General features: G+C 37.9%; 30 protein-coding genes. 7 read left to right on the top strand and 23 right to left on the bottom strand.

Annotated features, from left to right (window positions below; genetic code table 11):
* Positions 1 to 29: 29 nt before the first annotated feature.
* Positions 30 to 410 carry a putative metallopeptidase gene (locus WIW52_RS07595; RefSeq protein WP_337709650.1) on the bottom strand — a complete coding sequence of 127 codons (381 nt, stop codon included), beginning with the start codon at positions 408 to 410 and terminating at the stop codon, positions 30 to 32.
* 53 nt (positions 411 to 463) lie between these two features.
* The gene (locus tag WIW52_RS07590) at positions 464 to 1,018 is read right to left on the bottom strand and encodes a metallophosphoesterase family protein (RefSeq protein ID WP_337709649.1); all 555 of its coding nucleotides are present in this window, start codon (positions 1,016 to 1,018) and stop codon (positions 464 to 466) included.
* A 55-nt stretch (positions 1,019 to 1,073) separates the two neighbouring features.
* Here WIW52_RS07590 and thiI point away from each other — a divergent pair, with 55 nt between their 5' ends.
* Entirely contained in the window at positions 1,074 to 2,183 is a 1,110-nt protein-coding gene (gene thiI / locus WIW52_RS07585) for a tRNA uracil 4-sulfurtransferase ThiI (RefSeq protein WP_337709648.1), read from the top strand.
* Between the two features lie 38 nt (positions 2,184 to 2,221).
* Here the strand turns inward: thiI and WIW52_RS07580 are convergent, their stop codons facing one another.
* The 12 genes from WIW52_RS07580 to WIW52_RS07525 all read right to left on the bottom strand — a co-directional run bounded on the left by WIW52_RS07580 (position 2,222) and on the right by WIW52_RS07525 (position 13,847).
* The gene (locus tag WIW52_RS07580; protein WP_337709647.1) at positions 2,222 to 3,277 is read right to left on the bottom strand and encodes an inositol-3-phosphate synthase; all 1,056 of its coding nucleotides are present in this window, start codon (positions 3,275 to 3,277) and stop codon (positions 2,222 to 2,224) included.
* Positions 3,274 to 4,668, bottom strand: coding sequence for an NADH-quinone oxidoreductase subunit NuoN (nuoN, locus tag WIW52_RS07575; RefSeq protein ID WP_337709646.1), 1,395 nt, complete (start codon positions 4,666 to 4,668; stop codon positions 3,274 to 3,276). The genes WIW52_RS07580 and nuoN overlap by 4 nt, the downstream gene beginning before the upstream one ends.
* 4 nt (positions 4,669 to 4,672) lie before the next feature.
* On the bottom strand, positions 4,673 to 8,086 hold the full coding sequence (locus WIW52_RS07570) for a proton-conducting transporter transmembrane domain-containing protein (protein WP_337709645.1): 3,414 nt from the start codon (positions 8,084 to 8,086) through the stop codon (positions 4,673 to 4,675).
* Positions 8,087 to 8,089: 3 nt separating this feature from the next.
* Positions 8,090 to 8,374 (bottom strand): NADH-quinone oxidoreductase subunit K, encoded by a 285-nt coding sequence (locus WIW52_RS07565; protein WP_156007525.1) that lies wholly within the window; start codon positions 8,372 to 8,374, stop codon positions 8,090 to 8,092.
* Positions 8,371 to 8,880, bottom strand: a complete 510-nt coding sequence (locus WIW52_RS07560) for an NADH-quinone oxidoreductase subunit J family protein (protein ID WP_337709643.1) — start codon at positions 8,878 to 8,880, stop codon at positions 8,371 to 8,373. Before WIW52_RS07560 ends, WIW52_RS07565 begins: the two co-directional genes overlap by 4 nt.
* Entirely contained in the window at positions 8,864 to 9,391 is a 528-nt protein-coding gene (gene nuoI / locus WIW52_RS07555; RefSeq protein WP_443294889.1) for an NADH-quinone oxidoreductase subunit NuoI, read from the bottom strand. Before nuoI ends, WIW52_RS07560 begins: the two co-directional genes overlap by 17 nt.
* Entirely contained in the window at positions 9,373 to 10,443 is a 1,071-nt protein-coding gene (gene nuoH / locus WIW52_RS07550) for an NADH-quinone oxidoreductase subunit NuoH (RefSeq protein ID WP_337709641.1), read from the bottom strand. Before nuoH ends, nuoI begins: the two co-directional genes overlap by 19 nt.
* Positions 10,443 to 11,648, bottom strand: coding sequence for an NADH-quinone oxidoreductase subunit D (locus WIW52_RS07545; RefSeq protein WP_337709639.1), 1,206 nt, complete (start codon positions 11,646 to 11,648; stop codon positions 10,443 to 10,445). Before WIW52_RS07545 ends, nuoH begins: the two co-directional genes overlap by 1 nt.
* A complete protein-coding gene (locus tag WIW52_RS07540) occupies positions 11,632 to 12,138 on the bottom strand; it encodes an NADH-quinone oxidoreductase subunit C (protein ID WP_337709637.1) in 507 nt (168 codons plus the stop codon). The genes WIW52_RS07545 and WIW52_RS07540 overlap by 17 nt, the downstream gene beginning before the upstream one ends.
* A gap of 4 nt (positions 12,139 to 12,142) precedes the next feature.
* Positions 12,143 to 12,532 (bottom strand): NADH-quinone oxidoreductase subunit A, encoded by a 390-nt coding sequence (gene ndhC / locus WIW52_RS07535; protein WP_337709635.1) that lies wholly within the window; start codon positions 12,530 to 12,532, stop codon positions 12,143 to 12,145.
* A 130-nt stretch (positions 12,533 to 12,662) separates the two neighbouring features.
* The gene (gene thyX / locus WIW52_RS07530) at positions 12,663 to 13,418 is read right to left on the bottom strand and encodes an FAD-dependent thymidylate synthase (RefSeq protein WP_337709633.1); all 756 of its coding nucleotides are present in this window, start codon (positions 13,416 to 13,418) and stop codon (positions 12,663 to 12,665) included.
* 90 nt (positions 13,419 to 13,508) lie between these two features.
* Entirely contained in the window at positions 13,509 to 13,847 is a 339-nt protein-coding gene (locus WIW52_RS07525) for a DUF2175 domain-containing protein (RefSeq protein WP_337709630.1), read from the bottom strand.
* Between the two features lie 44 nt (positions 13,848 to 13,891).
* Between WIW52_RS07525 and WIW52_RS07520 the strand changes: the two genes are divergently transcribed.
* A complete protein-coding gene (locus tag WIW52_RS07520) occupies positions 13,892 to 15,052 on the top strand; it encodes a hypothetical protein (RefSeq protein ID WP_337709628.1) in 1,161 nt (386 codons plus the stop codon).
* 3 nt (positions 15,053 to 15,055) lie between these two features.
* Here the strand turns inward: WIW52_RS07520 and WIW52_RS07515 are convergent, their stop codons facing one another.
* A complete protein-coding gene (locus WIW52_RS07515; protein ID WP_337703448.1) occupies positions 15,056 to 15,760 on the bottom strand; it encodes a Rossmann-like domain-containing protein in 705 nt (234 codons plus the stop codon).
* Between the two features lie 206 nt (positions 15,761 to 15,966).
* Positions 15,967 to 17,112, bottom strand: a complete 1,146-nt coding sequence (locus WIW52_RS07510) for an NAD(P)/FAD-dependent oxidoreductase (protein WP_337709627.1) — start codon at positions 17,110 to 17,112, stop codon at positions 15,967 to 15,969.
* A 104-nt stretch (positions 17,113 to 17,216) separates the two neighbouring features.
* On the opposite strand from WIW52_RS07510, the gene WIW52_RS07505 reads away from it, so the two are divergent.
* Positions 17,217 to 17,663, top strand: a complete 447-nt coding sequence (locus tag WIW52_RS07505; RefSeq protein WP_337709624.1) for a PadR family transcriptional regulator — start codon at positions 17,217 to 17,219, stop codon at positions 17,661 to 17,663.
* On the opposite strand, the gene WIW52_RS07500 is transcribed toward WIW52_RS07505, so the two are convergent.
* The 3 genes from WIW52_RS07500 to WIW52_RS07490 form a co-directional block, all read right to left on the bottom strand.
* The gene (locus WIW52_RS07500) at positions 17,653 to 18,207 is read right to left on the bottom strand and encodes a thiamine-phosphate synthase family protein (RefSeq protein ID WP_337709622.1); all 555 of its coding nucleotides are present in this window, start codon (positions 18,205 to 18,207) and stop codon (positions 17,653 to 17,655) included. The two genes, WIW52_RS07505 and WIW52_RS07500, sit on opposite strands and share 11 nt — an antisense overlap.
* 89 nt (positions 18,208 to 18,296) lie before the next feature.
* Positions 18,297 to 19,076 carry a slipin family protein gene (locus tag WIW52_RS07495; RefSeq protein WP_337709621.1) on the bottom strand — a complete coding sequence of 260 codons (780 nt, stop codon included), beginning with the start codon at positions 19,074 to 19,076 and terminating at the stop codon, positions 18,297 to 18,299.
* Between the two features lie 16 nt (positions 19,077 to 19,092).
* Entirely contained in the window at positions 19,093 to 20,376 is a 1,284-nt protein-coding gene (locus WIW52_RS07490) for a thermopsin family protease (RefSeq protein WP_337709619.1), read from the bottom strand.
* A gap of 54 nt (positions 20,377 to 20,430) precedes the next feature.
* Between WIW52_RS07490 and WIW52_RS07485 the strand changes: the two genes are divergently transcribed.
* The 3 genes from WIW52_RS07485 to WIW52_RS07475 are packed head-to-tail and all read left to right on the top strand — an operon-like array spanning position 20,431 to position 21,920.
* Positions 20,431 to 20,793, top strand: coding sequence for an NfeD family protein (locus WIW52_RS07485; protein ID WP_337709618.1), 363 nt, complete (start codon positions 20,431 to 20,433; stop codon positions 20,791 to 20,793).
* A complete protein-coding gene (locus WIW52_RS07480; protein ID WP_337703462.1) occupies positions 20,780 to 21,100 on the top strand; it encodes a hypothetical protein in 321 nt (106 codons plus the stop codon). Before WIW52_RS07485 ends, WIW52_RS07480 begins: the two co-directional genes overlap by 14 nt.
* Positions 21,081 to 21,920 (top strand): gamma-glutamylcyclotransferase, encoded by an 840-nt coding sequence (locus tag WIW52_RS07475; RefSeq protein ID WP_337709616.1) that lies wholly within the window; start codon positions 21,081 to 21,083, stop codon positions 21,918 to 21,920. The genes WIW52_RS07480 and WIW52_RS07475 overlap by 20 nt, the downstream gene beginning before the upstream one ends.
* A gap of 136 nt (positions 21,921 to 22,056) precedes the next feature.
* On the opposite strand, the gene WIW52_RS07470 is transcribed toward WIW52_RS07475, so the two are convergent.
* Both WIW52_RS07470 and cimA read right to left on the bottom strand, forming a co-directional pair.
* On the bottom strand, positions 22,057 to 22,956 hold the full coding sequence (locus WIW52_RS07470) for a 4-hydroxybenzoate octaprenyltransferase (RefSeq protein ID WP_337709614.1): 900 nt from the start codon (positions 22,954 to 22,956) through the stop codon (positions 22,057 to 22,059).
* A 3-nt stretch (positions 22,957 to 22,959) separates the two neighbouring features.
* A complete protein-coding gene (cimA, locus tag WIW52_RS07465) occupies positions 22,960 to 24,534 on the bottom strand; it encodes a citramalate synthase (RefSeq protein WP_337709612.1) in 1,575 nt (524 codons plus the stop codon).
* 62 nt (positions 24,535 to 24,596) lie between these two features.
* Between cimA and WIW52_RS07460 the strand changes: the two genes are divergently transcribed.
* Complete coding sequence (locus WIW52_RS07460) at positions 24,597 to 25,163, top strand: hypothetical protein (protein WP_337703468.1); 567 nt, start codon at positions 24,597 to 24,599, stop codon at positions 25,161 to 25,163.
* A gap of 27 nt (positions 25,164 to 25,190) precedes the next feature.
* On the opposite strand, the gene WIW52_RS07455 is transcribed toward WIW52_RS07460, so the two are convergent.
* Positions 25,191 to 26,012 carry an ABC transporter substrate-binding protein gene (locus WIW52_RS07455; protein WP_337703469.1) on the bottom strand — a complete coding sequence of 274 codons (822 nt, stop codon included), beginning with the start codon at positions 26,010 to 26,012 and terminating at the stop codon, positions 25,191 to 25,193.
* The gene (locus WIW52_RS07450; protein WP_337709610.1) at positions 26,009 to 26,815 is read right to left on the bottom strand and encodes a hypothetical protein; all 807 of its coding nucleotides are present in this window, start codon (positions 26,813 to 26,815) and stop codon (positions 26,009 to 26,011) included. Before WIW52_RS07450 ends, WIW52_RS07455 begins: the two co-directional genes overlap by 4 nt.
* Positions 26,816 to 26,912: the final 97 nt, after the last annotated feature.

The following is a 26,912-nucleotide window of genomic DNA, read 5'->3' as shown; positions in this document are numbered from 1 at the left end:
TTGATAAGTTTTTTTCTCTCTCTTTAATTTTATTTACAAATTTCCTTTGAAATTTTCTCACTTTTTCGCTTTATGACTTTGAACTCCTTATAGTTATGACCTCTGAGACCACCACTCATATTTTTAGGTAAGTGAGTTAATTCATGAAGAATCACACCTACTTTTTGTTGACAAGATAGCATTTCATATCTCTCGGCTATTACTTCGACTACGTAAAGGATGTTGGAGTTTAACACAAATCTCCATTGAGAAGGCAACATAAGTACTCTGGCGATCGCATTACTTTTAGAGTTCCAACTTCTGATTAATACTACTTTGCTTAAGTCTAGACCCAATTTACCAACTTCGTTAACTCTAGTAGCTAGGAGTTCTACGTCTTTAGCAAATTCGTATTGAATTCTTTTGCCCACGGACAAATAATTTACTTTCCACGTTTAAATGTATAACATTGTTAGAACAAAAGTTATAACCTAACGATTTCAACTCTGCCGTTAACGACCTTAACGTATCCTCTGTCGTTATAAAGATTCCTTACAAGACTTAAAGTCCCACTGTTTACACACTTGAGTTTTCTAAAGTTCACTAGGGCATGAGAATGTCCTAATATAAAATAATCGGAAAAATTACTCCTAAACATGCGGGCTAAAGTACAGAAACCTAAAGGTGGTAAATAGTGATTGACTTTTTTCATTATTTTAGCCAACGAATACTGTGTTGATTCACTTAAAATTTGATGACCGTGAAAAAACACAAATTTCCTATTACCATTAACGACATCTAAGTATTCTGTATCACCTTCTATTACGTCTTCATCTCCTTTAATGTACACTACTTCTTCGGCTTTAAGCTCCCTCAGAAAATTTCTGTATTCTACTCCTTCCTTGACTACTATATCACCTAATAAGACTAGCAGTTGAGGCTTTTCTTTTTCCACTATTTTCTTGACCTCCTTCTCATCACAATAAGGGTAATGAACGTCAGATAGTACCAAGATTTTCCCGTTTACAGATTTTATCATTAATTAAAGATGACTTTATGGGAATAAAAATCGAGGAATAAATGTAGTATATATCATGACATTCGTAGTCATAAGACCTTCAGGAGAACTCATGATTAAGTCAAGCTATGTGAGGAAATATTTCCTTAGAAAATTAATTGCTAATGTTTCTTCTGTCATCACTGTAAAAAACTGGAAGGCTGATCAGGGTTACGTTATTGTAGAAGGGGAAGGAGATATAAACAAACTATCTCATGTTTTTGGCATATCCTATTACTATACTGCCGATGAGGTTAACTTTTCTAATATACAAGAATTAGCTGTAGTGACGCGTGAGAAGTTTAAAGAAATAGTTAAAGGTAAAAAGTTCGCGGTAAGGGTGAGAAGAAACGGTAAACATAACTTTACTAGTTTAGATGTAGCCAAGGAAGTTGGAAAGGAGTTATTACCCTTTAGTTCTGGCGTTGATCTTAACAATCCAGATGTAGTTGTTAGAATAGATATCCTACAAAATAATGCTTATCTTTATTCAGATGAGCGAGAAGGTCCTAGAGGTTTTCCAGTGGGTAGTACAGGAAAAACTATAGTGTTATTCAGTGGAGGAATTGACTCGCCAGTAGCAACATGGATGATGATGAAGAGGGGTGCTAAGCCTTTGTTATTAAACGTGATATTAGGAGGAGATATACAAAAGAAGATTATAATAGAGGAAGTGAAAGTTTTGAGAGAATGGAGCGGTGGAGAAAAAATAAAAGTGTATTTTGTTGACGGAATAAAACTGTCTATTTATTTAGCAAACGTAAACAAGTTCATAAGAGTTATCATGCTAAAGAGACTAATGTATAAACTGGCTGATGAACTTGGAAAGAAATCGGGAGCTTACTCCATTACAACCGGAGAATCTCTATCGCAAGTCTCATCTCAGACTATGAAAAACCTCTTTGTAAGTGAGTTTGGCATTAATAGGCCTATATTTAGACCTTTAATAGGTATGGATAAAGAGGAGATCGTAGAGATAGCTAGGAAAATCGGTACTTTTGAACTTTCCTCAAAAATGCCTGAATATTGTATAATATCATCTAAGAACACAGTAAGAGCTAGACTGGGAGAAGTACTAGAAGGCGAGAATAAATTAAACGTAGATATAAGAGCAGTACTGAACCAAGCAGAAGTAGTTGAGATCTAGACGGTTAGGAAAATACTATCAGTACTCATACGATTATATCACCTATCAAGCCGGGGTTCTGTCATCACTTTACTCAAATAATCCAACATTAATCTCCTTGACTCTTCCGTACTATCATATATAACTGGAGGTTTTTTAAAGTAATATCCACATATTTCTGGGATAGCCCCTCCTATCCCTTTATCTTTTAATACTTTCGCTATCCTTATCAAGTCTATCAGAGGGGTTACAGCGTTAAAAGAATCATAAGACTTAAAAGATATGTCAACCCTTACGGGTATACCTATGGAGTACTCCCCCTCTATAACCATATAACTCACTCTTCTATCTCCTAGAAACTCAACGTAGTCTGACGTCCCTGCAATAACGGTAGCACCGTTCGAGTGCTTAGATATATATTCACTTTTTATTCCCTTCTTCAGATCCTTTCTCCATTCCTCAAGTGTGACTAGCGTCTCGGTAGTTCCTGAAATATCTATCTGATAAGTTCTTGTGACCCTTACACCTCTGCTTTTAAGGAATTCAATAATTCCAGTGTGTAAAGCTGTCCCACCTATTTGGCTTAATAGGTCGTCTCCCAGCAAAGGAATATGTAAATCCTTAAACTTTCTATCTAAGCTCTCAACTATCGAAGACGGAGTAGCGTTCATAAACGCTGAGGAAGCCATTAACGACTGTTGTGCATAATATTCGCTAGCCTTCTGTGCTCCGGTTGGCAACAAGTTCACTACTACATCTACTTTCTCCTTCTTTAACTCTTCTGAGACGTTTACTGGGGGAAGCTCTGACTCTTCTATTATCCTCTCAAGTACTCCTTCCTTACCGTCTAACGTCTCTCCCCTTACAACAATTACGTCGCTCGTTACCTCTACTTGTTTAGGCACTACATTCGGCTTTTCGAAAATAGCTTGCGATAGTCTTTTCCCTACTTTTCTCTTGTCTATATCAAAAGCCTTAACAACTTCGATATCTTCTGGTTTATAAGGAAGTGAGGTAAGAACACCGTATATAGGTTTGCCTTGTTTAACCCATTCGAGCGACTGTAGTAAAGCACTCGCTACATTGCCTATACCTACAAGGGCTACTCTTATCAAATTAACACCCCAAAAATCAATGGGGCTATTATTCCCAGTATAATACTTAAGATTGACGCCACTAATGCCGAACTTCTCTCAGGAGAACTGACTCGTTGGAAATTACCCTCTCTAAACATCTCCCTTATTGGCGGTATATAGTAACCTGCAGCTATCGCACTGTTCAAGAAACCAATTAGAGTGAGCCAAGGCTGAGAGAAAGAAGATTCCAACACGAAAAGCTTAGCCCAAAAACCTATAATAGGTGGTAAACCTAGTAAGCTCAGTAGCAATACTGACACTGCAAAGGCTAATGCCTTATCTACAGCTGCAATTCCTCTGAACCCATCATAGCTACTAGTTCCACTAATTTTTTCCACATGTGAAAGAGCTAGGAATAGACCTGCTTGAGCTATAGAATACGCTAATAAATATATCATCAATCCCGCTAATCCCACACTCTCATCGTACGGGAACATGGCTATCGGGATTAGCATAAAGCCTACTTGGGTTATACTGCTGTAAGATAACATAGCCGCAAAATCCCTTCTCGAAAAGGCTGCAATGTTTCCAAAAACCAAGCTTGCTACCGCAATAATAGTAAACATCGCAAAAACGGTTAAAGATACTGGGTAATTCATGGGCTGTATGTAATATAGAATGACCACTAGAGGAGCTATACCAACGATCTTACCCACACTAGAGACGAAAGCAACTGAAACTCTATCAGCCATTGAGTAAACGTCAGGTAACCATCCTTGGAACGGGAATGCCCCTATCTTGAATAGAAAAGCTACTGAGAAGAACAATATACCTAAGATCACCAGTGTCGAATAAGATATTGACGCATCTAAAGACAAGTTATTTATCCCTAGCACATAAAACGCTAGACCCACTATCATGAGCGAGCTTGAGAGCAAGCCCATTACAAGATATTTAACTCCAGCTTCAGTAGAGTTGTAGTCCTTCTTAAGCATAGCTATCACGTAAGTCGCTGCCGATGCTATACCCCAAGAAGCAAATATCGTCAATACGTTGTACGCAAAGGCTAAATAAACTACTCCAAGGTTTGTTAATGTAACCAGAGATAGGAATGAGCTTCTATTATCCCAATCCTTTAGTTCTGTAACTCCTCCAGCTATCACTATTAATGATGCAAGTATAGAAGTTATAACTATGAAGTAGCCAAAAGGAGTCAAGTATACTGAGTCAGAGAACAGAGAATAATCATAGTACTTTAACAAGAAAAATGCTAAGAATACGAAAAGAGAGACTAGTAAGGTAACAAAAGTAAGGTAGACTGACCGTAAGAACCCCTTTTCCTCTCCGTTATCAAGGAATAAGACTACAATAGATGATGATACCATAATTAATGAAGGAATAACTAAAGGTAGGTAGAGAGAGAATTGCATCTATTTACACCCCCATTATGATTATTAAGATAAAGATTAGGACTACAAACCCACCTAAGTAAAGTAAAATATAATCCCTCAAGACTCCAGTGTCTGTAACCTTGACCAAACTCGTTCCCACATTTATTATCCCTTGAGGTAATTTGACGTTTAGACCCATATCAATTACACCGTGTTCAAAGTCATTGTAAAGACCTTGGGCGAACTTGAAGCTAGCAATCCCCAATAAATCGAGGATCGGATTTACATACCAGCCATAGTAAAGGAAGTTTGTCAAAGGTTGAAGAGGAGTCTTACCCATATCTATTCCGTTAAGATACAGACCTAAGGATAACAACAAACCGACTAAAGCCCCTATTAATGATATCAAGTCCAAAGAGGTGTAACTAGCGGAAAGACCCAGTGATACTAAGTAAGGTTGGATAGATACGATAAACAATAAGCCCAAAATAATTGAAGCTATAACTGTGAAACCCGGGGCAACAACCATTAGAGGGTGAATATGACCTTCTTCGTGGACTTCCTCGCCATTTTTCCAAATGAATGTTTTCACTATATATCTAATTATGTAAACTCCGCCTAGTAATTCCACGATCGCATAAAGAGTTAGTAAACCGGCGTCTGATACCAAGTTTCCTATAAGGTTATGAGCCCAGAAACCTATCAAAGGCGGAACGCTAGCGAGGTTTAGAGCGGCTATCAACTGAAGTATGAAGACCGAAGGTATTTTCTTGTAAAGTGTTCTGAAGACCCCTACGTATCTGTTTTCAGTGTAATGAATCACACTTCCAGCATTCATGAATAGCGATGCCTTGTATAAGCCGTGGGCTATCATTTGTATTAAACCAACCATAATTCCCGAGCTTAGGAATACTAAATTGCCAGTTGCTGAGGCAAGTAATGCACCAACCGATGAAGAAAGTATCATAAGTGATATTTGGTCTGCTGTTGAATAGGCAAGAATTATTTTTTGTTCGTTTGCTGCCAAAGCACCAGTACTGGTATAAATTGCAGTAAACATGGTTATTCCTACCATAACGCTCATCAGTATAGTGGTTTGCGGATCAGGGTATAGAAGATAAGGATACATCAAGAACGTAAGGATAGCTCCTAAGTTTACCATAGTGGCAGCGTGTATTAAAGCACTGACGGGCGTAGGACCTGTCATTGCTGTTAAAAGCCACTGTGTTAACGGGAACTGAGCACTCTTCCCCAGTCCGCCTAGTAGTATCAAGAATAGTATAACCCACCCGTATGGTAAGAAATAGACCGTATGTATAGCTGTAAACAGCCCTTGATATAATAAGGTAACTCCTGAGTATTGAGTACCGCTTGTGAGTAATAGTAAGTACCCAAGCCCAACAATTAAACCTACGTCTGCTAATCTCGTAAATATCATAGCCCTTATACCACTTGTGGTTGGTCTCGACAAGTATTCTATTCCGAGTACTTTCCTTCCGAAGTCACCCACTACGTTCCTATCATTATCGTCGAGCCAGTAACTTATTAGTCCGTAGGATGCTAAACTTGTTCCTTCCCAACCTGCTAAAAATAGTAACACGTTATCTGCGAATACAACGGTCAGCATAGAAGATACGAAGAACCCGAAGAACCCCCAATATCTTCTTAGCACGTTATCTTCCTTCATGTACCCTATACTGTACAAAGATATGAAGAAAGCTAAACCCGATACAAAGACTCCTATAATACTCTGAATTAAGGAGGAACTATAGACTAAGTAACCGAATAGAGTGAACGCTTGTGTCTGACTGAACAACGGATTACCAAGGGAGGACATCAGATTCTCGACTGACAAAACTAGGGAAATACCTATGAGAAGAGTTACCACAACACCTCTTACATCCTGATTAACACCCCTAGGTAGTAAAAGAGCTATAAGGGAGCCTAAAGCAGGTAGAATTGTAATCAGGAATAGAGAAATATCGGAACCTTGTAGCGTTTGTACGAAGTTCATGAAAGAGTGAACTAATAACTGAGGGAAGAAAAAGAACAATATACTGACTACAGCTATTAACGTCATCGGAACCGTGTATTCGTATGCTTTATCTAAGTCTTTCTTAACCTCCTTAACGCCCCCATATACTTTTTTGAATAAATAAGTACCGTAGGCTGAAGACACTCCTATTGCTATCATCAGCAATGCGACAAGTAATATTAGCCAACCTAAGCCTATGATCCCTGATAACTGACCTACAGCAAGTAATAGCAAAACTTCGCTTATCAGTCCAATAGAAGGAGGTAGACCTAGAATATTCAAAAGACCTATAAAAGCTAAAGTTGAATGGAGAGGTGATACGAGATATAATCCTCCCAGTTTTTCTATATCTCTTTCTTCTAGTTCTGTTATTGATGCACCTGCGCTCATGAAAAGTAAAGCCTTACCGAAACCATGAGATACGTAAATTAACACTGACGCTAATATTCCTAGCGGGAGGACTTGTAAAGTTGAGTTAATCCCTAAAAAGAAGGAGACTGAAGCACCCAATAGCATATAACCCATCTGTGAAACACTAGAGTAAGCTAAGAACCTCTTAAAGTCCCTTTGAGCTAAAGCATTAAGACCTCCGTAAATCATCGTTATAATAGCCCATCCAATGAAGATGGGAGCTAGGTAGTAAAACGAAGGAAATAGGTAGTAATATAATATTACAACGTAAATACCTAAACCTACCATATTAGGGCTTAGCAGTATCGATATGGGAGTAGGAGCCTCACCGTGCGCATAAGGTAACCAAATGTTGAAACCGGCAATTGCACCCTTTATTAGCATTCCAATTATACCTATAAAGAAAATTAACTCGGCGTAAGAGATAGTTGAGTAATCATAAGGAACTCCGTAAGATGAATAAATGTCCATTTTACCAGTGGTCAAGCCCAGAATAACTATAGAGGTCAAAGTCAAGATTGTCCCTACATGAGTCCATATGAAATACATTAAACTAATTCTCCTTCTGTCACCATAGCCATAAAGAAGGATAAGTAGGAAAGAGGTGACTAGAGCTACCTCTAGGAATACATAAAGCTCCAATAAATTAGTGGAGATGACTACGTAAAGCATAGAAATTGCAAATAACGTGTATAGACCGTAATACAGGCTCCATGACTCCTTACCTAACTCGTGGAACTTTTTCTCCATATATCGCAAGGAGTAATAAGTTGTTACGAGGGTCACTAACAAGATTGTAATCACAAAGGCATAGTTGAAATCGTTTACAGTAAACCCAAAGCTCCCTATATTGCTGGCTACATAAAACGTATAATAAAGACCGTATCTAAATACAAAATAGACGTTAACTAGGATAGATAATACTGCGATAACCCCGCTTTGCTTACCTCTAACAAAAAAGGTAATTAAAGCGAGAGTAAAAGATATGATGAAAACAATTAAGCTCAACATTCTTCATTCCACCTCTAAACTACCTTTAGACCTATAATATAGAAATATAGCTGCGAAAGCTACAACGACCTCGATAAGAGCCATGCCAATTGCAAAAATAGAGAAAAATATCGGTAAATAAACTTTATTCAGGAGGGATGAAGCTGAAAAAACCATAAGGATTGACGCGTTAACAATAATCTCCGAGGACAGTAAGATCCTGATTATATTCTTGCTATTAACTAAACCGTAAGCTCCTATAGCAAGTAATATTGAGGCTACAGTTAAACCCAAATCACCTAGTATCATGTCTTCTCACCTCTAGCAAGGGATAGGGCTTCAATCATAGTAGTTAATAAGGCTACAATTAGAATGACTGTTGGGAACCAATACTGTTGCAAAAAAATATTTGCAAATTTTACTAAACTGAACACAGTGGACTCCGCTGAGGCTGAAGATATAGACGAGAACGTCACAAATAGCCCTATGTAAACTAAAGCCCCCACTGTAACAGCGGCTACGCCAGCCCAAGGTATCTGTACTTCCTTTACTTCTAACCCTCTGAATACTACAAGTGATATGGAAAGAAATACTACTGCAGAACCTACGTATAGGAGCAAGTGAAATGCTGAGTAAAAAGCATAGGCCGACGGGCTGAGCAGTGCTATAAGTATAGCTATAGCTATTCCTAGAAAGGCAAGCCCTATAGAAGCATAGAATACGTTTCTTTGTCTAGTTATAAATATTGCTGAAGCTATGCTTAATATTGAAAATAGAAGAAATAATACTAATTGAAGATCATTCGTCTGGAACATATCTTATCCCCTTCTTTTCATCTATTATTGCTTTCACTTTCTTTACGACGCCTTCTACTGGGGCTGGCTCATCGAAATCTTGACTAAACCTATCTGGTCTAAACACTAGATCTCTTCTATTTGTAAATGTAGCATCGTGAACTCTAGTCTCCTTAAGAGCATCTACTGGACATACATCTACGCAGAAACCACAAAACACACACCTCCCATAGTTGATACTTGGTAACTTTTTACCCTCTTCGGTGACCATTTTCATAGCGTCTGCTGGACAAATTAATGCACATAAAGTACAACCTATACATATGTCCTTGTAAAGCCTTATCATTCCTCTATAACCAGTAGGCAGACTCAATGACTCTTCTGGGTACTTTATTGTTATCCTCTGCGGAGATATCATATATTTAAGCCCTGCACCTACTGCTTGAAGATGATCTGTGAAGAGCCTAAAGGGATTCTCCTTTTTATATTCTTTAATTTTCGGGTTTTGTTCCTTTACCTTATCCATATCCATCCCACCACCAAACCTAAAATAATTGAGGCAAAAGCTACGGGTAATAAATACTTCCAAGACCCACGTAGGGCTTGGTCTAACCTGTATCTACCATAAACACCCCTTAAAAAAACTGAAAACCATAAAACTAATATTGCCTTTATTGACGTGATTAATGCTCCAGGTAGCCCTGAAAGAGGTGTCCAACCACTCAAAAACAGATCAGCAAATATGAAAGAATAAGCAAATGTGGCTATGTAACCTCCACCCATAGCTAGAACAAACAAGAAACCGCTATACTCTGTTGCAGGCCCTAGCACTAACTCAGTATCAGCCTCTACAATGTCAAATGGAAACCTACCAGTGCCCATTATCATCCCTACAAAGAACACTAAAGCCGCTAATGGATCAGCTATGATACCTGGAATTCCAGTAGCTACCACTCTTGCTATATCTAAAGTGTGGTACTCTAGGGCTATCGCTACAACTGCCATGAGTATTAGAACGTCGTAAGATACAGACAATAACGATTCCCTAACAGCACCTAAAATAGCAAATCTGTTATTCGTAGCCCAAGCTTGTAGAAGTATAAATATTGGAATTATAGCCAATATGCCAAGCACTAGAACCATATTATACTCGACAAAGTAACCTACTAAAACCCCTTGTCCTATTTCGGGGTCGTAAAAATCATAATAATAGGGCGATAAAACTGAACCGCTTTGTGGAATCGATGAAAACGGAATTAACACCATTGGTATAAAACTGAATGCTAATGGTAATATAGGGGCTAATACGTACAGAGTGGGATTTACTCCGTTGGGTATTATTATTTCTGAGAACACTATTCTAATTGCGTCTGCTACTAGTTGTAATAATCCTCCTGTCCTCTTGGAGACGTATAATGGACCTATCCTCATCTGCACTCTCGCAGCTGCTTTTCTCTCAAACCATATGGTTACCAATAGTATTACTGTAGTAAATATTAGCCCCGGGAATATTATTACTGCAAAAAATGAAGGGTAAAAGAGATAGAACTTTATCAAACTAATTATATGGGAAAGGGACAACATTACCTATCCGCCTCCGGTGGGAAGTAATCCAAACTACCGTAAATTGCAACTAAATCTGCATATCTAGCGCCTTTAGCTAACTGCTTAAACACGTAAATCATACGATACGAAGGTGTTATTATCCTTAGCCTGTAAGGTTTAGGTGAGCCGTCACTTACTATATAATATAATAGTTCACCCCTAGCTGCCTCTACCCTACTTACAGCTTCCCCCTTAGGAGGTCTAAATGATGCATAATATCCAGGGAATACTATTTTTTTCTGACCTTCCCACCATTTCTTTAACCTAGTTGGGGGAATTTGTTTAAAGAATCTATCACTTAGAATGTTACCCTCCGGAATTTCCTTTATAATTTGTTCAATCATCCTCATACTCTGCTCAACTTCTTCGAACCTGACCAATAGCCTAGCATAAGCATCACCTTCTTTATAAACGGGTATCTCAAAGTCTAACTTACTATATGCTGCATAAGGCTCTATCTTCCGCACGTCATAATATACACCAGAAGCCCTAAGGTTAGGACCTACAGCTCCCCATTTTATCGCATTCTCATTAGTCATTACTCCGACGTTTTCTAATCTACTCCTTATATTAGGATTATTAACGAATATCTTATACCAATCCTTAATCTTCCTTCTTTGATAAGCTAGGGCTTTTTCGATCATCTCCTTTATTGCTTGAGTCAAATCTCTCCTGACCCCGCCTGGGATAACATAGGAATTGGTAACTCTTGCCCCGGTTAAAGCTTGAAGTATCTCTACCCACACTTCTCTATCTCCAAACCCCCACATGAATGCCGTTGAGTGACCTAAGAAAATCCCAAGAATACCCGTACCGTAGAGGTGACTGGCTATTCTGTTTATCTCTGCAGCAAGAGACCTTAGGTACTGTGCCCTTTCAGGGACATCTACCCCTAATATTTTCTCTAAGGCAAGTATGTACCCCAAGTTCATGTGGATTGCATCCAGTATAGCAGGCCTTTCGACCAAAGGAATCAAGTGCATATAGTTTCTTATTTCGCTTATTTTTTCGACCGCTCTATGCACATATCCTACGTCTAAATCTATGTCCTCAATAATATCACCGCTAAGTTTTACATAGATTCTCATGTGCCCTGAACCAGGGTGCTGAGGACCTACGTTAAGCTCTCCTTGTACTGGAATAATATCAACTTGTAGACCTGAAGGTTCAGGCTGACTTGTCAATAAACAACCCCTCCTGTTTTAATTTAAAGCTCTTCCTCAGTGGATATACTCCTTCAAAGTCTTCATCTAAAAATAACCTTTTCAACTCAGGATGGCCTTCAAATATAATCCCTAGCATTTCGTAAGTTTCCCTCTCACCAGTCCACACACTTTCCCAGATGGAATAAAGGGAAGGAAATTTAGGATCTTTGTAGCTAGTTTTAGACTTAACGGCTAATATAACTTTAGTGAGCTCAGGAACAGAATAAGAAGATACGTGATAAACTACCTCAAATTGGTTCTGCTCGGGATAATCAATGCCTGTTACACTCTTAACGTGATCAAATCCTATTTCTTTTAGATAACCGGCTACTTGAATGATTTTAGATTTGTCTACCTCTACATACCCTCTCGTATCTGATTCGGCTTTTCCAGTAACCTTAAACTTTCCAATTAGGTCTTGAATAACTTTTGAGAGAAGAGACTGAGGAACTTGCTGTGAAGACGACATTATATCACCTCCTAATTAACCAATACTGTATTATATTAACTTGCTTTACTGCATAGTACAGAACCGGATAAAGGACAGCTATAGTTGTAAATACTATTATTAGGAGATTCCTAAACAGCATAAACGAGGTAAAGTAGGATGCCTCAGATATCGAGAACAAAAGGACAATGATCGGTTCAATTGAGGTGTATACTAGTAAGTACCCATAATATTGAAGGGGAAACCAAAGCCTACCTTCTCCGAATGGAATGTTGCCGGCTTCAAATCTACTGACCTTTAAAGGGTTAAATTTCCCCTCTACAGCTAGAGATAGAACCTTATATCCGCCATAACCTGCAGCTAAGAATAACACGAGAGGGAGACCAAAGGCTAAAATTGCCTGCGTAAAAGCCATCAGGAATATTCTAATTTTATCACCTAAAATACCTTTCTATCAATTGTTAGGAAAAGATAACATAAACTAAAAAAGAGATTTAAACTAAAGCTCTCTATTTCTGTTCATTACTACTTGAAGATAAGACTAATTAATGTGATAGTTTTGAATTTTGTATACATTTATAAATCCCTTCTTTCGGGACTCCTTCTATACAACGCCTCGATATAAACTCCGTTCTCTCGTTAAGTTCGTCAAGAGTTATCGGCATGTCACGTATAAAGTTCTCATGAATTATACAATTCGGCCCAGCATAACGGAATAGTCTTGGGTGTACTTTCTTCACTTCTTCGAGCATCTTCCATGCTACCTGACGTATCTCCCACTGTGCCCTTGAACACAAACGTAGGGCAAAGAAGTTGTAAAGTTCTCGTGCGTTCATGGTCACAACAACGTTCGTGTTGACACCGTTCGGTAAAACGTAACGGGCGTCTTCTTCAGGCACACCAGCTTCTATGAGTTCATAATAGTAGTTATATGCTTCTCTATACGCTTCCTCTATAGTTTGCCTAGCCCGATTCTTAGTAGAAGGCGGTATAACAGGCTGATAATATTCGTCGACTGGTTTTGCAAAGCGATGACTCATTTGAGTATACGAAGCGATACGGTGCCTTACAAGTTGATGAGATGCTACTCTTGAAATGCCTTCAAGCGAGAAAGTGTATACACTGTGTTCAAGCACAGACCAATATCCGTGAACTATTGCGTCCCTTATCCATTCCTCTATTTCTTCATCACTCATCGTTTGTGCATGATACTCCCACCCTTTTCTTGACCTACTCATTTTAGCTGCAATTGCAATAGTTCTCTCTCCATCAACTGTATAAGAAACTAACGTGACTTTCATTTATATACAAACTTACTCATTATCTAAATATATCGTTTTTCTGTCAATATTACCTTATAGGAACTTTTAAAAGAAACATAGAATAAAAATTTAACTTGTTATAGAGCTTAGTTTCTCTACGAGCCTGGTGAGAATTGCAGAGTTCTTCTCAGCATCTTTCTCAGTTTGTTCTAATGCCTTTTTAACTTCTTCATTGTCACCAGCTTTTGACATCCTCTGTTTATATACTACTATTTTGTTTAACTCATCTTGAAGCGAATCAAGAACTATGTTTATCGTGTCTTGGCTAACTCTTGCTGTTTTGAGCGCTTTCTCTTTTAGGCACGTGAAGTGTACTACTGCTTTATTTGATAAAAAGGTGAATAATTCGTCCCAATATATTGGATTCCCGCATAGCCCGCAGCTCCATTTAGTTTGTGGTCTACTCATTAGAGAGAGTAAGTTATTAAACTGAAATAAGCATTACGGTATGTATGATATCCGAAAAGACACTGGCTGACGCAAAATTCTATGGAAAATTATTAGCTATATTCTTTACTTCTGACAAATGTAATGTATGTGACGAATTGTTTGAAAAGATAAGTAAATTACAGATAGCACAGAAGTTTTATTTGATAAGATTAAACTCCATAGAGTACTTACAATACACGGTAAGGTATAGTAGAGGCATAATACCATCTATAGGAATAATAAGCCCTGACGGTAGACTATTAGGAATAATAGAATCAGAAAACGTAGATTATGTAGAGGATAGACTAAGAGATATTTATTCAAATAGGGACAAGATTGTGGGAATATTACCCACAGTACCGCAAAGAGTAGAGGATGTTAACCCGGTAGAATTTTATGATATCCTCAATTACGCTATTGATGGTAATCCAATAGACTTCAGAGGAGTTGAGTTTCTTAAGTTTTATTCTAGACTACATAAAGAATACGAGAAAATCTTAAAACTAGTCACACCTGCAGACCCAGTTGCAGATTTTTTATTATCTGGAAAGAAGCCGAATTTGGATGAAAAATACACCTCTAATCTAGCGTTAAATGTGATCTTGGGAATTGAGACTGATGAGTATTCTAAAAAGCTAATGGAAAGAATTAAGGAAGACGGAAGCGTTGTAAGGAGTAGTAGAAAAGAGGTCTCCGGTCTTTTAATAGACCAGGCTATGGTAGGCAATGCATTACTAACGTTGTATCAAAACTCCTTTAACGATAGTTACCTTAGCCTAGCTATTAAAGTAGCTGAATGGATATTGAATAACTTAGCTGATAATTTGGGTTTCAGAGATTGTAAAGCAGAAAATGACCTTGTGAAACTACCGGTTTACGAACCTATTGCTAACTCTGAAGCTGCAATATTTTTTGCAAGACTATGGGCTGTAACTGATGACCAAAAGTACTTAGAAAATGCTAAGAAAGCTATGAATATAAGCTACACTTTAGGTACTAATATAAGGACTTTATCAAGAGTAGCTATAGCCTATCTCAAGACAAACGAGCTAATAAAGAGTAAAGAAAAAGTGCCTGATGACATAAGGGTGGAAATCGTTAAAGATAACGGATGCCTGGATTTAGAGTTTAAGTTTAAGGACAAGTGTTATAAAAGTATTGACGAAATAAAGAGTACAATCTAATTTTCAGAGCTTTGTATAGATTTTATATATATATTTAGCTAATTGCCTTCCTGAACCCCCTTCACACACAGTCCTAAAAGCTCTGAATTTATCAACAGTCTCTACTTTGCTCACGTACTCAAATCCGTAGTTTCTAAGGGTAGACGGCGCGTAAACTGAAGATATCCCGCTCAAAATCAGGTGGTCAGCTGATATCCTCTTAAGTATACTCTCCGTATAACCTGCTACCAATGCAGAAGCAAATATAACAGCAGTATTACATGTCTCGGAAGTCAGTGAGGAATACGGTTTTACTATTACTTTGCCGAGGTTCTGAGTCTCGGGGTTTCTAAAATCATAAATAATGATCGAGGAGAATTTATTGGTTTCTACCATAGGGGAGTAGCCAAATAGGCAAAGTTTATTTCCTTCCATAACATCCAATGGATCGCCCCTTTCAAAGGTCGGTAAAACGCTTATCGCGTTTAACACTGATAATGCTACCGACCTCTCTAGCGGGTTTGAAGTCAGTTTTTCTACTACTTCTTCAGCTTCTTTACCCATTATTTCTCCACTCATACTATTTTCTCCGTCTAGTATTGTGTGAGAAATCCCAAGACTTCCGTCACTAAGTAGGCTTGCTGTAAAGGCAACACCTATACACGAATTTGTTATTTTTTTGCCTTTTAATGCGAACCGTAACTCATTTATTATCTCATCTAAAATCATTACTTACTTAATGATCTTGAAAAGTAAAAAATGAAATGATTACTTCACAGATGAGGATGTTCCACCCCTTGCGATCGATGAGCTAAACCCGCAAAGACTGATGATGAAGTGGGAAGAACCTGAGAAGTGAAGAACGCTCCTTGTCTGATTTTAGCTTAATTTATTACCTCTTATGTTATAAACTATTAGCGTGATGACACCGGGCACTAACGAGTCTTGATGAGTTCAGGACCACCACTGAAGTATTTTCTTGCTATTTCAAGAAAAGGATCAATTGTTCCCTTTAACGATAACCAGTACAAGCTTGTAAAGGATCTCTTAGCTGAGTGGAATATACTAGAAGGACCTAGAGCCCTGCTTTTATTATAGTTCATATAGACAAAGTAACCATTACCGTAACCTCCATACACTGCACACAACGCACTACCGTCAAACTTAATCTTACCAAAACCCATAATATCATTATATAGGCTTTGAGCGACGTGGATTGCACCATAATGGGCTATTGCTCCCGTCTTAGGAGGTAACATAATGTTCGTCACATCTCCTACAGCATAAATATTATCAAAGCCATTCACCTTAAGAGTCTCCTTATCTACGGGGATAAAGCCCGTAGAGTCTACTAAGTTACTAAATTCTTCCGCTACGTATATAGGAGTATCAATTAAGGCTAAATCGTAGCTTATCTTTTGTCCGTCATCAGTTTGAATTACTTTATCTGAAACATTCACTGTCGATATCTTTGCTCCTCTTATAATCTCTATTCCCAGTTCTTTACTCCTCTCGGCTAACTTCGAAGCCATTGGTTTTTGCAGTTCTGGAGGTTGTGCTATTGGATTAATAAAAGTAATTTTTGCTTCGGGGAACTTCTGTTTGAGTAAGAATGCCAACTCAAAGGGTGCGGCTGGACATTTGATAATACCGTAGTATCCGATAACAATCTTTTTACCCGAGAAGGAGTCTATCATTTGCCTTAATTTTAAGGCATCCTCTTCGCTGTGCCAACTAGGTAATGCACCTTTCTTATTTTTAACCCCAGGGGAAAGAACTAAATAATCGAACTCTATTTCCTTACCCTTCTCAGTAACGACCTTTCCAGTTTCAGGGGAGACTTTTGCAGCTTTGTCTTTAACTATTTTAACTCTCTTATCTAGAAGACTACTAACCTCTCTCTTTATGCTTTCAATCCTTTCGTGACCGACTATAAAGTCCACAATACCTGGCTGATAAAGACTATAATCTGAAGGTTCTATTACCGTAATTTCAACTTTATCCCCTAGTTTTTTTGCCAACTCGTTTGCAACTATAGAACCAGCATTTCCGGCTCCTACAATTACGACTCTTTTTTGCATATTTTATAAATCATAATAATTTGATATAAAGTTTTTTTACGAAAACTAAGAATTAGGGTATGCCTAAAATTATTTTTAATTTATCAGGGAATAAGTAATAGCGTATGAAAAGAGTAACGATAGAGCGTATGAAAAGAGGGGCATTACGATTTATGGTTCTTTCATCCCTCACTGAAAAACCCATGTATGTTTATGAAATTATAAAAAGCATAGAAGGGAAGACAAACGGTATATATAAGCCAAGCCCTGGCTCTATTTATCCAGTCCTGAGAACTTTGATCAAACAAAATTTAGTTAAAGTAGAAGAGAGAGAAGGAAAAAAGATATATATCTTAACAGAAGAAGGAAGGAAAAAGTTCGAGGAGATGAAAGCTGAAAAAGGATTACTAGCAGACGATAATCCTATGAAGAGGAAAATCTTGGACTCACTATTTGAAATAGGTTTTATCCTATACAAACACAGAAAAAAACTAGACGAGAAAAAAATGAAACAAGTTATCGAGATCTTGGAGAAATGTAAACAAAACGTGAACGATCTTTTTAAGGACTGAGAAAGTTCAAAAGCTTCAGACTTTTCTCAGCCACTATCACTGGGTCTTTATCAACAACATATATTGTGGGCTCCTTTCCTAAGTCCCCTAAGTCAACGATATACTGAGGGATTTTTCCGAACTTCTTATAAGCCATTTCTACCATGAAGTTCATAGTGTGATGCTCCATTTTTCTACTTTCTTCGGGCTCTTGTTTTCTATCAAAAATATAGGTATCATCTTGTGGTAAATTCCTCACTATTTCCTCGTAATACTTCAAGTTTATTGCACTCCTTTTTTCTTCCTCATATTTCATAGCCGTTATTATAACCCTAGCAATGTGATCAGAAGCACCAAATGTTGGAGGTAAACAGTATATAACCCTATTAAAAGCTACAGTGAGCCTACCAGGGATCGCAGCTACATCTTCAGTAGTTTTAGCCCCTCTCAAAGCATAACCAAAATTTGTACGTATTTCGGGGATTAATAGATAAGACCTTTCGTTATTGGTAAAAATATCTACAGCTTCTTTTAACCTTTTTAAGACCTCCGCTTTTTCATCCATACTTAAATTTTCATTTGTAAAAATTAAAAATCATCACAAGGATGATGAGAAGACCACCTTTGAACCGTGAAATCTTCTAGTCCACCTGACTAAGTATTTGGCTTTGTCTTTAACACCGATAGAGTTGAATAGAGTTCTTGACCTGCTGGAACTACAATTACCATATTACCTCTTTGGGAAATATCTGAAAGCATCTCTAAGAACCTTAATTGTAAAGCTACGGAATTATTCTGATAAAATGTTGAGGCTTCAGATAATATAGATGCCGCTTGTCTCTCTCCTTCACTCAAAATTATCTTAGCCCTTCTAAGCCTCTCAGCCTTAGCTTGTTCAGCCATAGCCGATAATAGTTCTTGAGATAACCTTATGTCCCTAACAGTCACATTCGTTACTTTTATACCCCATCCTTCTGTTACCTCATCGAGAATAGCTTGAAGCTTCTTGTTTATTTCTTCCCTCTTACTTAAAATCTCGTCTAGTTCCATCTGTCCTATTATATCCCTTAAAGAGGTCTGAGATATATTCAAGACAGCGGTTTGATAGTTACTTACAGAAGTTACGGCTTTTAAGGGATCTATTACCTTGTAATACACTACAGCGTCTATTGTAACCGTAACGTTATCTTTTGTAACTATTGTCTGAGGAGGTACGTCAACGTTAACTATTCTTAAGTCTACTACTATGGGCTTATCAACAAATGGTATTAGAAATATTACTCCTGGTCCCTTAACTCCTAATACTCTGCCGAGCCTTAATACCACTGCTTTTTGCCATTCGGCAATAACACGAAGAGATAATGTTAAAAGTATAATAGCAATTACTAGCAGGAAGATGACCCCTATAATATCTCCTATTAATGACGCACTCATACTCTAAATTATGTATTCAGTGCTTAAATTTTAGTAGGATAGCTGATATAACAACTCCTATACTAAAAGCTAGAATATAGAGCAACAATATGTAATTTATTGATACTTGTGCGGAATATTTAACTGTATCAGATTTATTACCGAAAAATGAAGATATTGTCTTCTTAAAATTATAATGAGTTATGAAGTTAGTCAACTCGTCATAAGTGGATTTTAAGACTGAAGAAAGCGAAGAGATATAAGGAACTGAAACATAATAAGTCGATGCTAAACTAAAGTTACCTGCAAAATATATTACATAAGTACTTGAGTTATAGTTAAACTCTACAACCCCGCTTGAGTTCGTAATATTTGTCCCAACTGTCGTGAGAATTGAAGGGAACGAGAACTTTTCTAACTCTATTTTTTGCCACTCCAGAGGTTTCCCATTATAACTTAGTTTTACGAAAATTTTGGATCCATTACTTTCAACTTCCAGTTGCGGTTTAACGGGCCATAATACTTTTACATTACCCTTACCGTAACTTAGTTCTGTGTAAGGAGCACATATGTCTGTTAAATTTGATGAGGAGTTTATACCAATTACACTTTCTGCCGTATCGAGACCTACGGAGAACGCTTGAGGAACTATTTCAAGTTTATTATCTGTCTTATAATATAGTTCCTCCGTGCCATGGACGTACATCTGCACTACACTCCCCTCACCAGGACCTCCAAACACTAGCTCCAGATCGTTCGGAACTCCCCTGATCGACAAACCCCCTATCTGAAACATACCCCCTATAGGTACACGATAATATATCGACACGTTATTCCCTAAAGCGTACCCGAAGTCTAAATAAGTTGAGTTAACCATCATAAAGAGTGTGAGGGAAAAGGGAGTATTAACCTTGAAAGTAGGGCCTAGATAACAGATAACACCTAGTCCTTGATAAGTAGATACAACCCCACTACTAATATTGGTAGTGAAGGGGCCGCTTAAGTCCCATACATTAACGACAAATATTACGTCAAAGGTACCATTATTAACTTGATGAAAGAGAGCAACGTCTTGTGCCCAATACAACCCATCTACCATAGCGTTGAGCTGCAAAGACGCGTTTCCGTTTGTGAAGTATTGTCCGTTAGGGAAATAACTACTACCTATATACATCGAGGTGATATTAACAACCCCTACAACTTCATCAGTATAGTATATCGACGTTAAAGGAAAAAATGACATACCGACTGGGTAAGCTATTTGAGACTGAGAGTGAAATTCTAAAGCTAAGGCTATAGGTGCTATTAGAATAATTATCAAAAATATTGATAAAAGTTTCACAAACTTATTACTTCCCTTATTAATTTAAGTATTATGGTAAGCCATATTGCAATACCCATAATTCTCATTCTCGTTGTGATCTTGCTCCTAGTGTTAACGGGACAATACGCTGATCCAATCGTCGCAATACCCTCACTAGTAATTGTAGGTTTCATATCTTATAGAATTTTTTACGTAGTTTGGAAGACAAGAGGAAGGAACTTGTATACATATACTGGTAAAATAGGTAAAGCATTAGACGATATCTCACCAGGGAAAGAAGGCTATATTTTAATTGAGGGTGAAAGGTGGCTAGCAATATCGGATGAACCAATATCAGAGGGGGATGAAGTGATAGTAGTAGGAATGGAGAACTTAAAACTAAGGGTTAAGAAATATACTCGTGTTAGAGCTTGAACTTAATAAAATTCTGAAATTACGTTCTTACCCTAATTACCAGATAGAGGAACTGATAGAAACTGACGATAAAGGTATAGAAAAGAAGATAATGATAATTACCTTCGTCCCTCCTAGTATTTCAGACGCGAGTGGTCTCGATAACGTGGATACAGAGCCTAAATACATCGAAATTAGGGGAGAAGTGAATGAAGTTACTAGAAAAGTAAAAATAGTAAAAGCTGAGATAATTGAGGGAAGTAGGAGGAGAAAACTGGACGAGACTGAACTACAACTTTGGGCGGAATATGTCATTGGAGGTGAGTAGAATTCCGTATTTGTTCGTCTATGGTTCATTAAGATTCGGCTTTGAGCTAAATCATTTTTTAAGAAACTCTAGGTTTGTGGGGTTAGGGTTTGCTGAAGGCTTTAAGATGTACGATCTTGGAAATTACCCAGGTGTAGTTAAAGGAGATGGAATAATCCACGGAGAAGTTTATGAGGTCTCCGATGAAACTCTCAGAATACTCGACCAAGTTGAGGATTTTAACGGAAGTCCTGATGACTTGTATGTAAGGGAGAAAATAAAGGTATACTTTGATTATAAAAGAAGATACAGTCTAGACAACGTGAACATTTATATTTACAATCAAACTATAGAAGGAAGAGAAGTTATAGAGGATGGCGACTATTCCAAATATGCAGGAATGCCAGTAATATTAAATTATTTTGCATATGCTGAAAACACCAACGAAGAGATACTTAAACAAAGAGGTGTCACAAAGATTTTCAAAAAGATACCAGCAATACTCCGAGGTTATAAGATAGTATTTAACACACCTTGTAGATGGGGCTATTGTGCAAATTTGAAGACTGAAGAAAAAGGAAAAGTATGTGGTTATATATACCTCATGTTAGAGAGTGAGCTTAACTCATTAGATAAAGCTGAAAAGCACCTCATAAGGTATATGCGAGACGTGGTAAAAGTTGAAGATGAAAACAACAACGTTTACTTTGCTTATACATACTTGTCTCCGTCTGAAGAAGGAGAATTCGAGCCATCACACGAGTACGTTAATTATATACTGCAAGGAATAAAAAGCGGATGGAAGAATTGTATCAGTAGCGGATTGGAAAAATACACGTGATGACGCCCGCCCTCAAGTGATTGAATGATAAGGGAACCCGAGACTGATCATTATTTATTTTAGTAAAACTTCATTCTATTTTTCAGTGATGAACAAACCCCTGTCTGAATAATGATGAACCTGACCGATTCTGATATTAAATTAGCATTACATCAAATATTATACCCAATCCCAGAACCACCGAAGAGTATATGTTATAATAGAAAGCTTTCCCGAAATTCCCTCTAGCAGCGAGATAGTAGGCATATGCCATTATTAGTCCATGTAAAACAGTAGCTACATAGGCTATATATCCTAGGCCGTAAAAAACATCCCCAATAAACGCCAAAACTACTGACAATATCTGGTTAAAACCAGCAAAAGGCAGAGCCTTGTTTCCTAAAAGTACAGCAAAACTGTGAAGACCCATACTTCTGTCGAATTCCGCATCGGGTATATGATTATATAAATCAAATCCTACAGCCCAGAATATTGCAGATAGAACAAAAAACCACGGTACCCCATCTAAGAGTGAGACAATGGAGTGAACGTATAGCCCTAGAGAAGCTACTGCACCGCTGAATATAGCTAACCCTTGAATAGTAGCTAAGTGATAGTTTGCGAACGCCGTATATCTCTTCATATAGGGGTATGTCATTACCACTACGGCTACAAGGGGGGAGAGCAGGAAGGCGTAAATGTTTACAAAGTAAGCAGACACGAAAAACCCCAAGAGCGAGAACACAATTAATATTTTAGCTTCCTTGACCGTTATCTTCCCCGTAACTAGAGGCCTTGTCCTAGTTCTCGGATTTCTAGCATCTATATCACGATCAGCTAAGTTATCATTAGTCATTCCAGCGGTCCTGAGGAAAAATAACGACAGAAAGATCAGGAGTAGTATTGAAAATGGGGGAATTTTCTTTATTGCTACAAAAGCACCTAAATATGCCATAGGTAAACTGAAAAAGGTCTGTTCTATTCTTAAGAAACGGAAATAAATGTGTAGCTTACTTCTACTTTCAGTAGCTCCACCTGGATCCCAGCTGTGAACCATTTGTTAATTATTAACTTCAGGGACTTTTAATTTCTTGTTATTAAGTTGCAAATAATAATCTAACCCCTCAATTAACGCCATTACACTAGCCTCGATCACACTGGTAGATACTCCCTCGGTCCTCCACGTCTTCTCGTTGTCCGTAAATTCGATGGTGACCCTTACCACACTCTCTGTATTTTTAATCTCTCCGGGGAGTATAACCCTATAATCCGTCAGCTTAACTTTACCAATTTCAGGATAAACTTTCTGCAATGCTTTTCTCATGGCTATATCTACTGCATGTACGGGACCTACTCCCTCTGCTACTTCTAGTTGTCCGTTTACTTTTACAACTGCTATTGCTAATTCCCTCTCGTTAATGACTTTCCAGTAGTCTACTTTTATAAGTGGTTGGTATAATCCTAACTCTTTTAGCGCTATTAGGATCGCCGATGCTGGAGCTAGATCAAAACTATATCCCTTGTTTTCAAGTTCTTTTATCTTTGCTAAAGCAGACCTCAATCTGGGATCTTTCTTATTCACTTTTATTCCGACGTTCTCTAAATAAGTTATCAAGTTAGATGAGCCTGAGACTTCAGATATTACAAACCTTCTGGTGTTTCCTATTAACGAGGGGTCTATATGCTCATAAGCTCTGCTCACTTTCATCACTGCGTCCGCATGCACTCCTGCCTTATGAGTAAAGGCGAAATCACCAACGTAAGGCTGATACGGGTTTGGATGCAATCCGGCAATCTCATAGACTATACGTGATACCTCTTTTAACCTCTTCAAACTTTCTTTTCCTCTCAAGACCTCTAAACCCATCTTTAAGGCCAGATTAGGAATTATTTGGATCAGATCGGCGTTTCCAGTCCTTTCCCCAATACCGTTTATAGTACCTTGAACGTGTCTCGCCCCGGCAAGAACACCCATTAGGGTGTTAGCCACTGCGCAACCAGAGTCATTATGCATGTGTAAGCCGACTTTAGTCTTCACGTTTTTAACTACGTCGGCAGTTATCGCATAAACTTCGTGAGGCAGACTCCCTCCGTTCGTATCTGCTAACACAAGTACATCGGCTCCTGCATCTTCGGCGGTCTTTAACACACTCAACGCGTACTCTTTATCTTCCTTATATCCTTGATAGAAGTGCTCGGCGTCGAAAATTACCTTTAGTCCGTGAGATTTTAAGTAACTGATACTGTCGTACACCAAGTCCAGGTTTTCCTTTAAACCTATCTTTAGTACATCTGTAACGTGGAGAGTCCAGGACTTTCCGAAAAGGACAGCAACTTCAACATCAGACTTGATTATGGCATTCAGGCTAGGATCTTCCTTCGCAGGGAATTCCTTTCTTCTCGTGCTTCCGAAAGCCGCTACCTTAGCTTTAGTTAAACTGTACTTCTTTATCTCCTTGAAGAACTCCTCATCCTTAGGGTTTGAACCCGGCCAACCCCCTTCTATGTAATCTATGCCTAATTCGTCTAACAAGAGGGCTATTCTTATTTTATCGTTTAAAGTAAAGGAGATATTTGCAGTTTGTGCTCCATCTCTTAGTGTAGTATCTAATACCTCAACAGATTTCGTAAACACCGGTCATAGGTTTACATTAATTAAATAAGAATTTAAATTTTGAGTATAGGACAAGATATCCTATGAACAAAAACTTATCATTTGTATTAATAGGTATTTTGATCTTTGTTATAGGTCTGGCGGGTAACTTGTTGATGCCTTTTTATATACCCTATTACCACAAGTTAGATACCGAACTTGTTAACCACACTGTAAACCTGAAAATTAATCCTGTAACCACCGAAAAAGTTATCAACATAACAAGTAACTCTGAAAATAATACCATATACGTAGTAACTAATAACACGAACGTGAATATTTTTGTATATTATAGTAACCTAACTCTAGCCTTAAACAACAGTAACGGTTTTATAGCCGCTAGGGTTTCTCCAGGTAGTTATATAATTGCAGTAAACAACCCCACGCAGGTATCTCAATACGTGTCTTTTCATTACGCTGTCATACCTGCATATGAGTTGACAAACTTCGATAGCTATTCTTCAATAGCGGGTACGGCAACCGAATTTATAATGGCTATAGGAGTAGTAATTGCTGGGATAGGTTTAATAAAGATAATGTTTAGTGGGAGATTAGGAACTAAGCTCGATAAAATATTACAGACTCCAGAAAGAGGGAAGAAAAGAAAATAGAGGAAAGAGTTCCACTTTAATTTCCGGTCATTTAAATCCATTAACCGATTCGTAAAGGAATTTAATACCATCAATAATGAAACTAGGCCCCTGATGAGCTAAAAAGTCACCAACAGTGAAGACCACTTTCTTCTTCTTAACTAACTCTTCTAAACCTCTTTCTCTCATCCTTCTTTGAAATCTCTCCTTTTCATAATCCGTAAGCCTTTTCGGTTCATATATTATCAAATCTGGATCTCTCGACAAGACCTCGTCATCACAAGGGGTAAAATAAGCCTCGTCCTTATCATCGAATATGTTCTTGCCGCCTACTAAACTAATCGCGTCACTTACATGAGTAGGATAGCCTGGAGTTATAACACCGCCTAGATCAAACTCTACATAAACATTCACTCTATTCTGAACATTCCTCTTTTTGTATCTAACAAGAGTATCAAGTAAATATCCTGCGAGTTCTCTACCTCTTTCTTTAGCCCCAGTTGCTAACGAGATTATTTCTACGTTAGTGATTATCCTGAACACCGAGTTAGTCACACCTAACGGATAAACAGTATATCCCTTATTGATTAATCTCTTAGTAAGCTCCTTTTGGGCACCAGTAGTCGTAAAAATAATATCTGGCTTATTCTCCTCAAGAAAATTCTCATTAACATGAGTATAGCTACCGATCTTAGGCTTTTTTCTAGCTTCCTCAGGTCTGTAACTGAAAGCATCAGTAGCTATTATTTTATCTCCTAACCCCATCATAAACAGTGCTTCTGTAGTTGCGGGATCGAGGCTTACAATTCTTTCAATCCTATCGGGTACGGAAACAAACTCATCAAGGATCTCATTATACACTTTTCTCATAACTTCAATACACCTAAGCAAGTTTCGAGACCTAAAGCTCTCTTAACACCTTTTAAAACAACCTTACCCCCGTAATTTAACAACAACGATTCACACGTATCGCCTTCAATCACAGCTACTTCAGCACCTATTAACTTAGCTAGAGACTCTACCATTCTGTTTCTTACTCCCGTCACTATTACATCAATTCTCTTTTCGTTCAGATAAATTGACTTTAACGTTAACTTGATACTGTAAAGGATCACCTCAATTGGGATAGGTTGAATAAACTTCAAACCTACTATAACTTTATATGGTTTTAGGGTGAGCCCCTTACAACTGTTCTCCCCTACCAATATATCGGCGTCACAAGGAAAGTCAGCCTTCTCATATCCCTCGGGAAGTATCAACCCATCTATTCCGGAAGAGTATACATAAACCCTACCCCTCTCTATCAGCTTCCTATTCACATCCCTTAACGTTCCTCTCCTAGTCCAATACAACCCGTTTATCCATGAAAACTCCTGAACACTATAAACACCCATCTCAGACGTCTTAGATGTCAGAACTAAAGTACCGTTTGTAATATCTGATATAATTGAAGCGATAAAAGATACACCACTTTCAATATTGGTTAAAGGAACTACGTATTCGCCGTTTTCAGATACTGAAATAACAGGTTTTGAATCAACATACTTTACAGCCCTTGAAATAGGTCCTACCACTACTTTCAGATTCTCCCCTCTGTTTAACACGTAATATCCCAAAGCATCTAACCCCTCCTTAATTTTCTCTGCAGTTTCCGAATTACCTACAACTTTCACTCTAGTAAAATACAACTCGTAATACTAATACGTAAAGATGTTATATAAACATTAACATGTAGAATAAAAACATTTAGAGGATTTTTTTAATAAATTA

It is taken from the genome of Stygiolobus sp. RP850M, from assembly GCF_037389295.1.
Classification (GTDB): domain Archaea; phylum Thermoproteota; class Thermoprotei_A; order Sulfolobales; family Sulfolobaceae; genus Stygiolobus.
The sequence above is the reverse complement of the archived record's forward strand: the minus strand, read 5'-3'. Positions and strand labels throughout refer to the sequence as shown.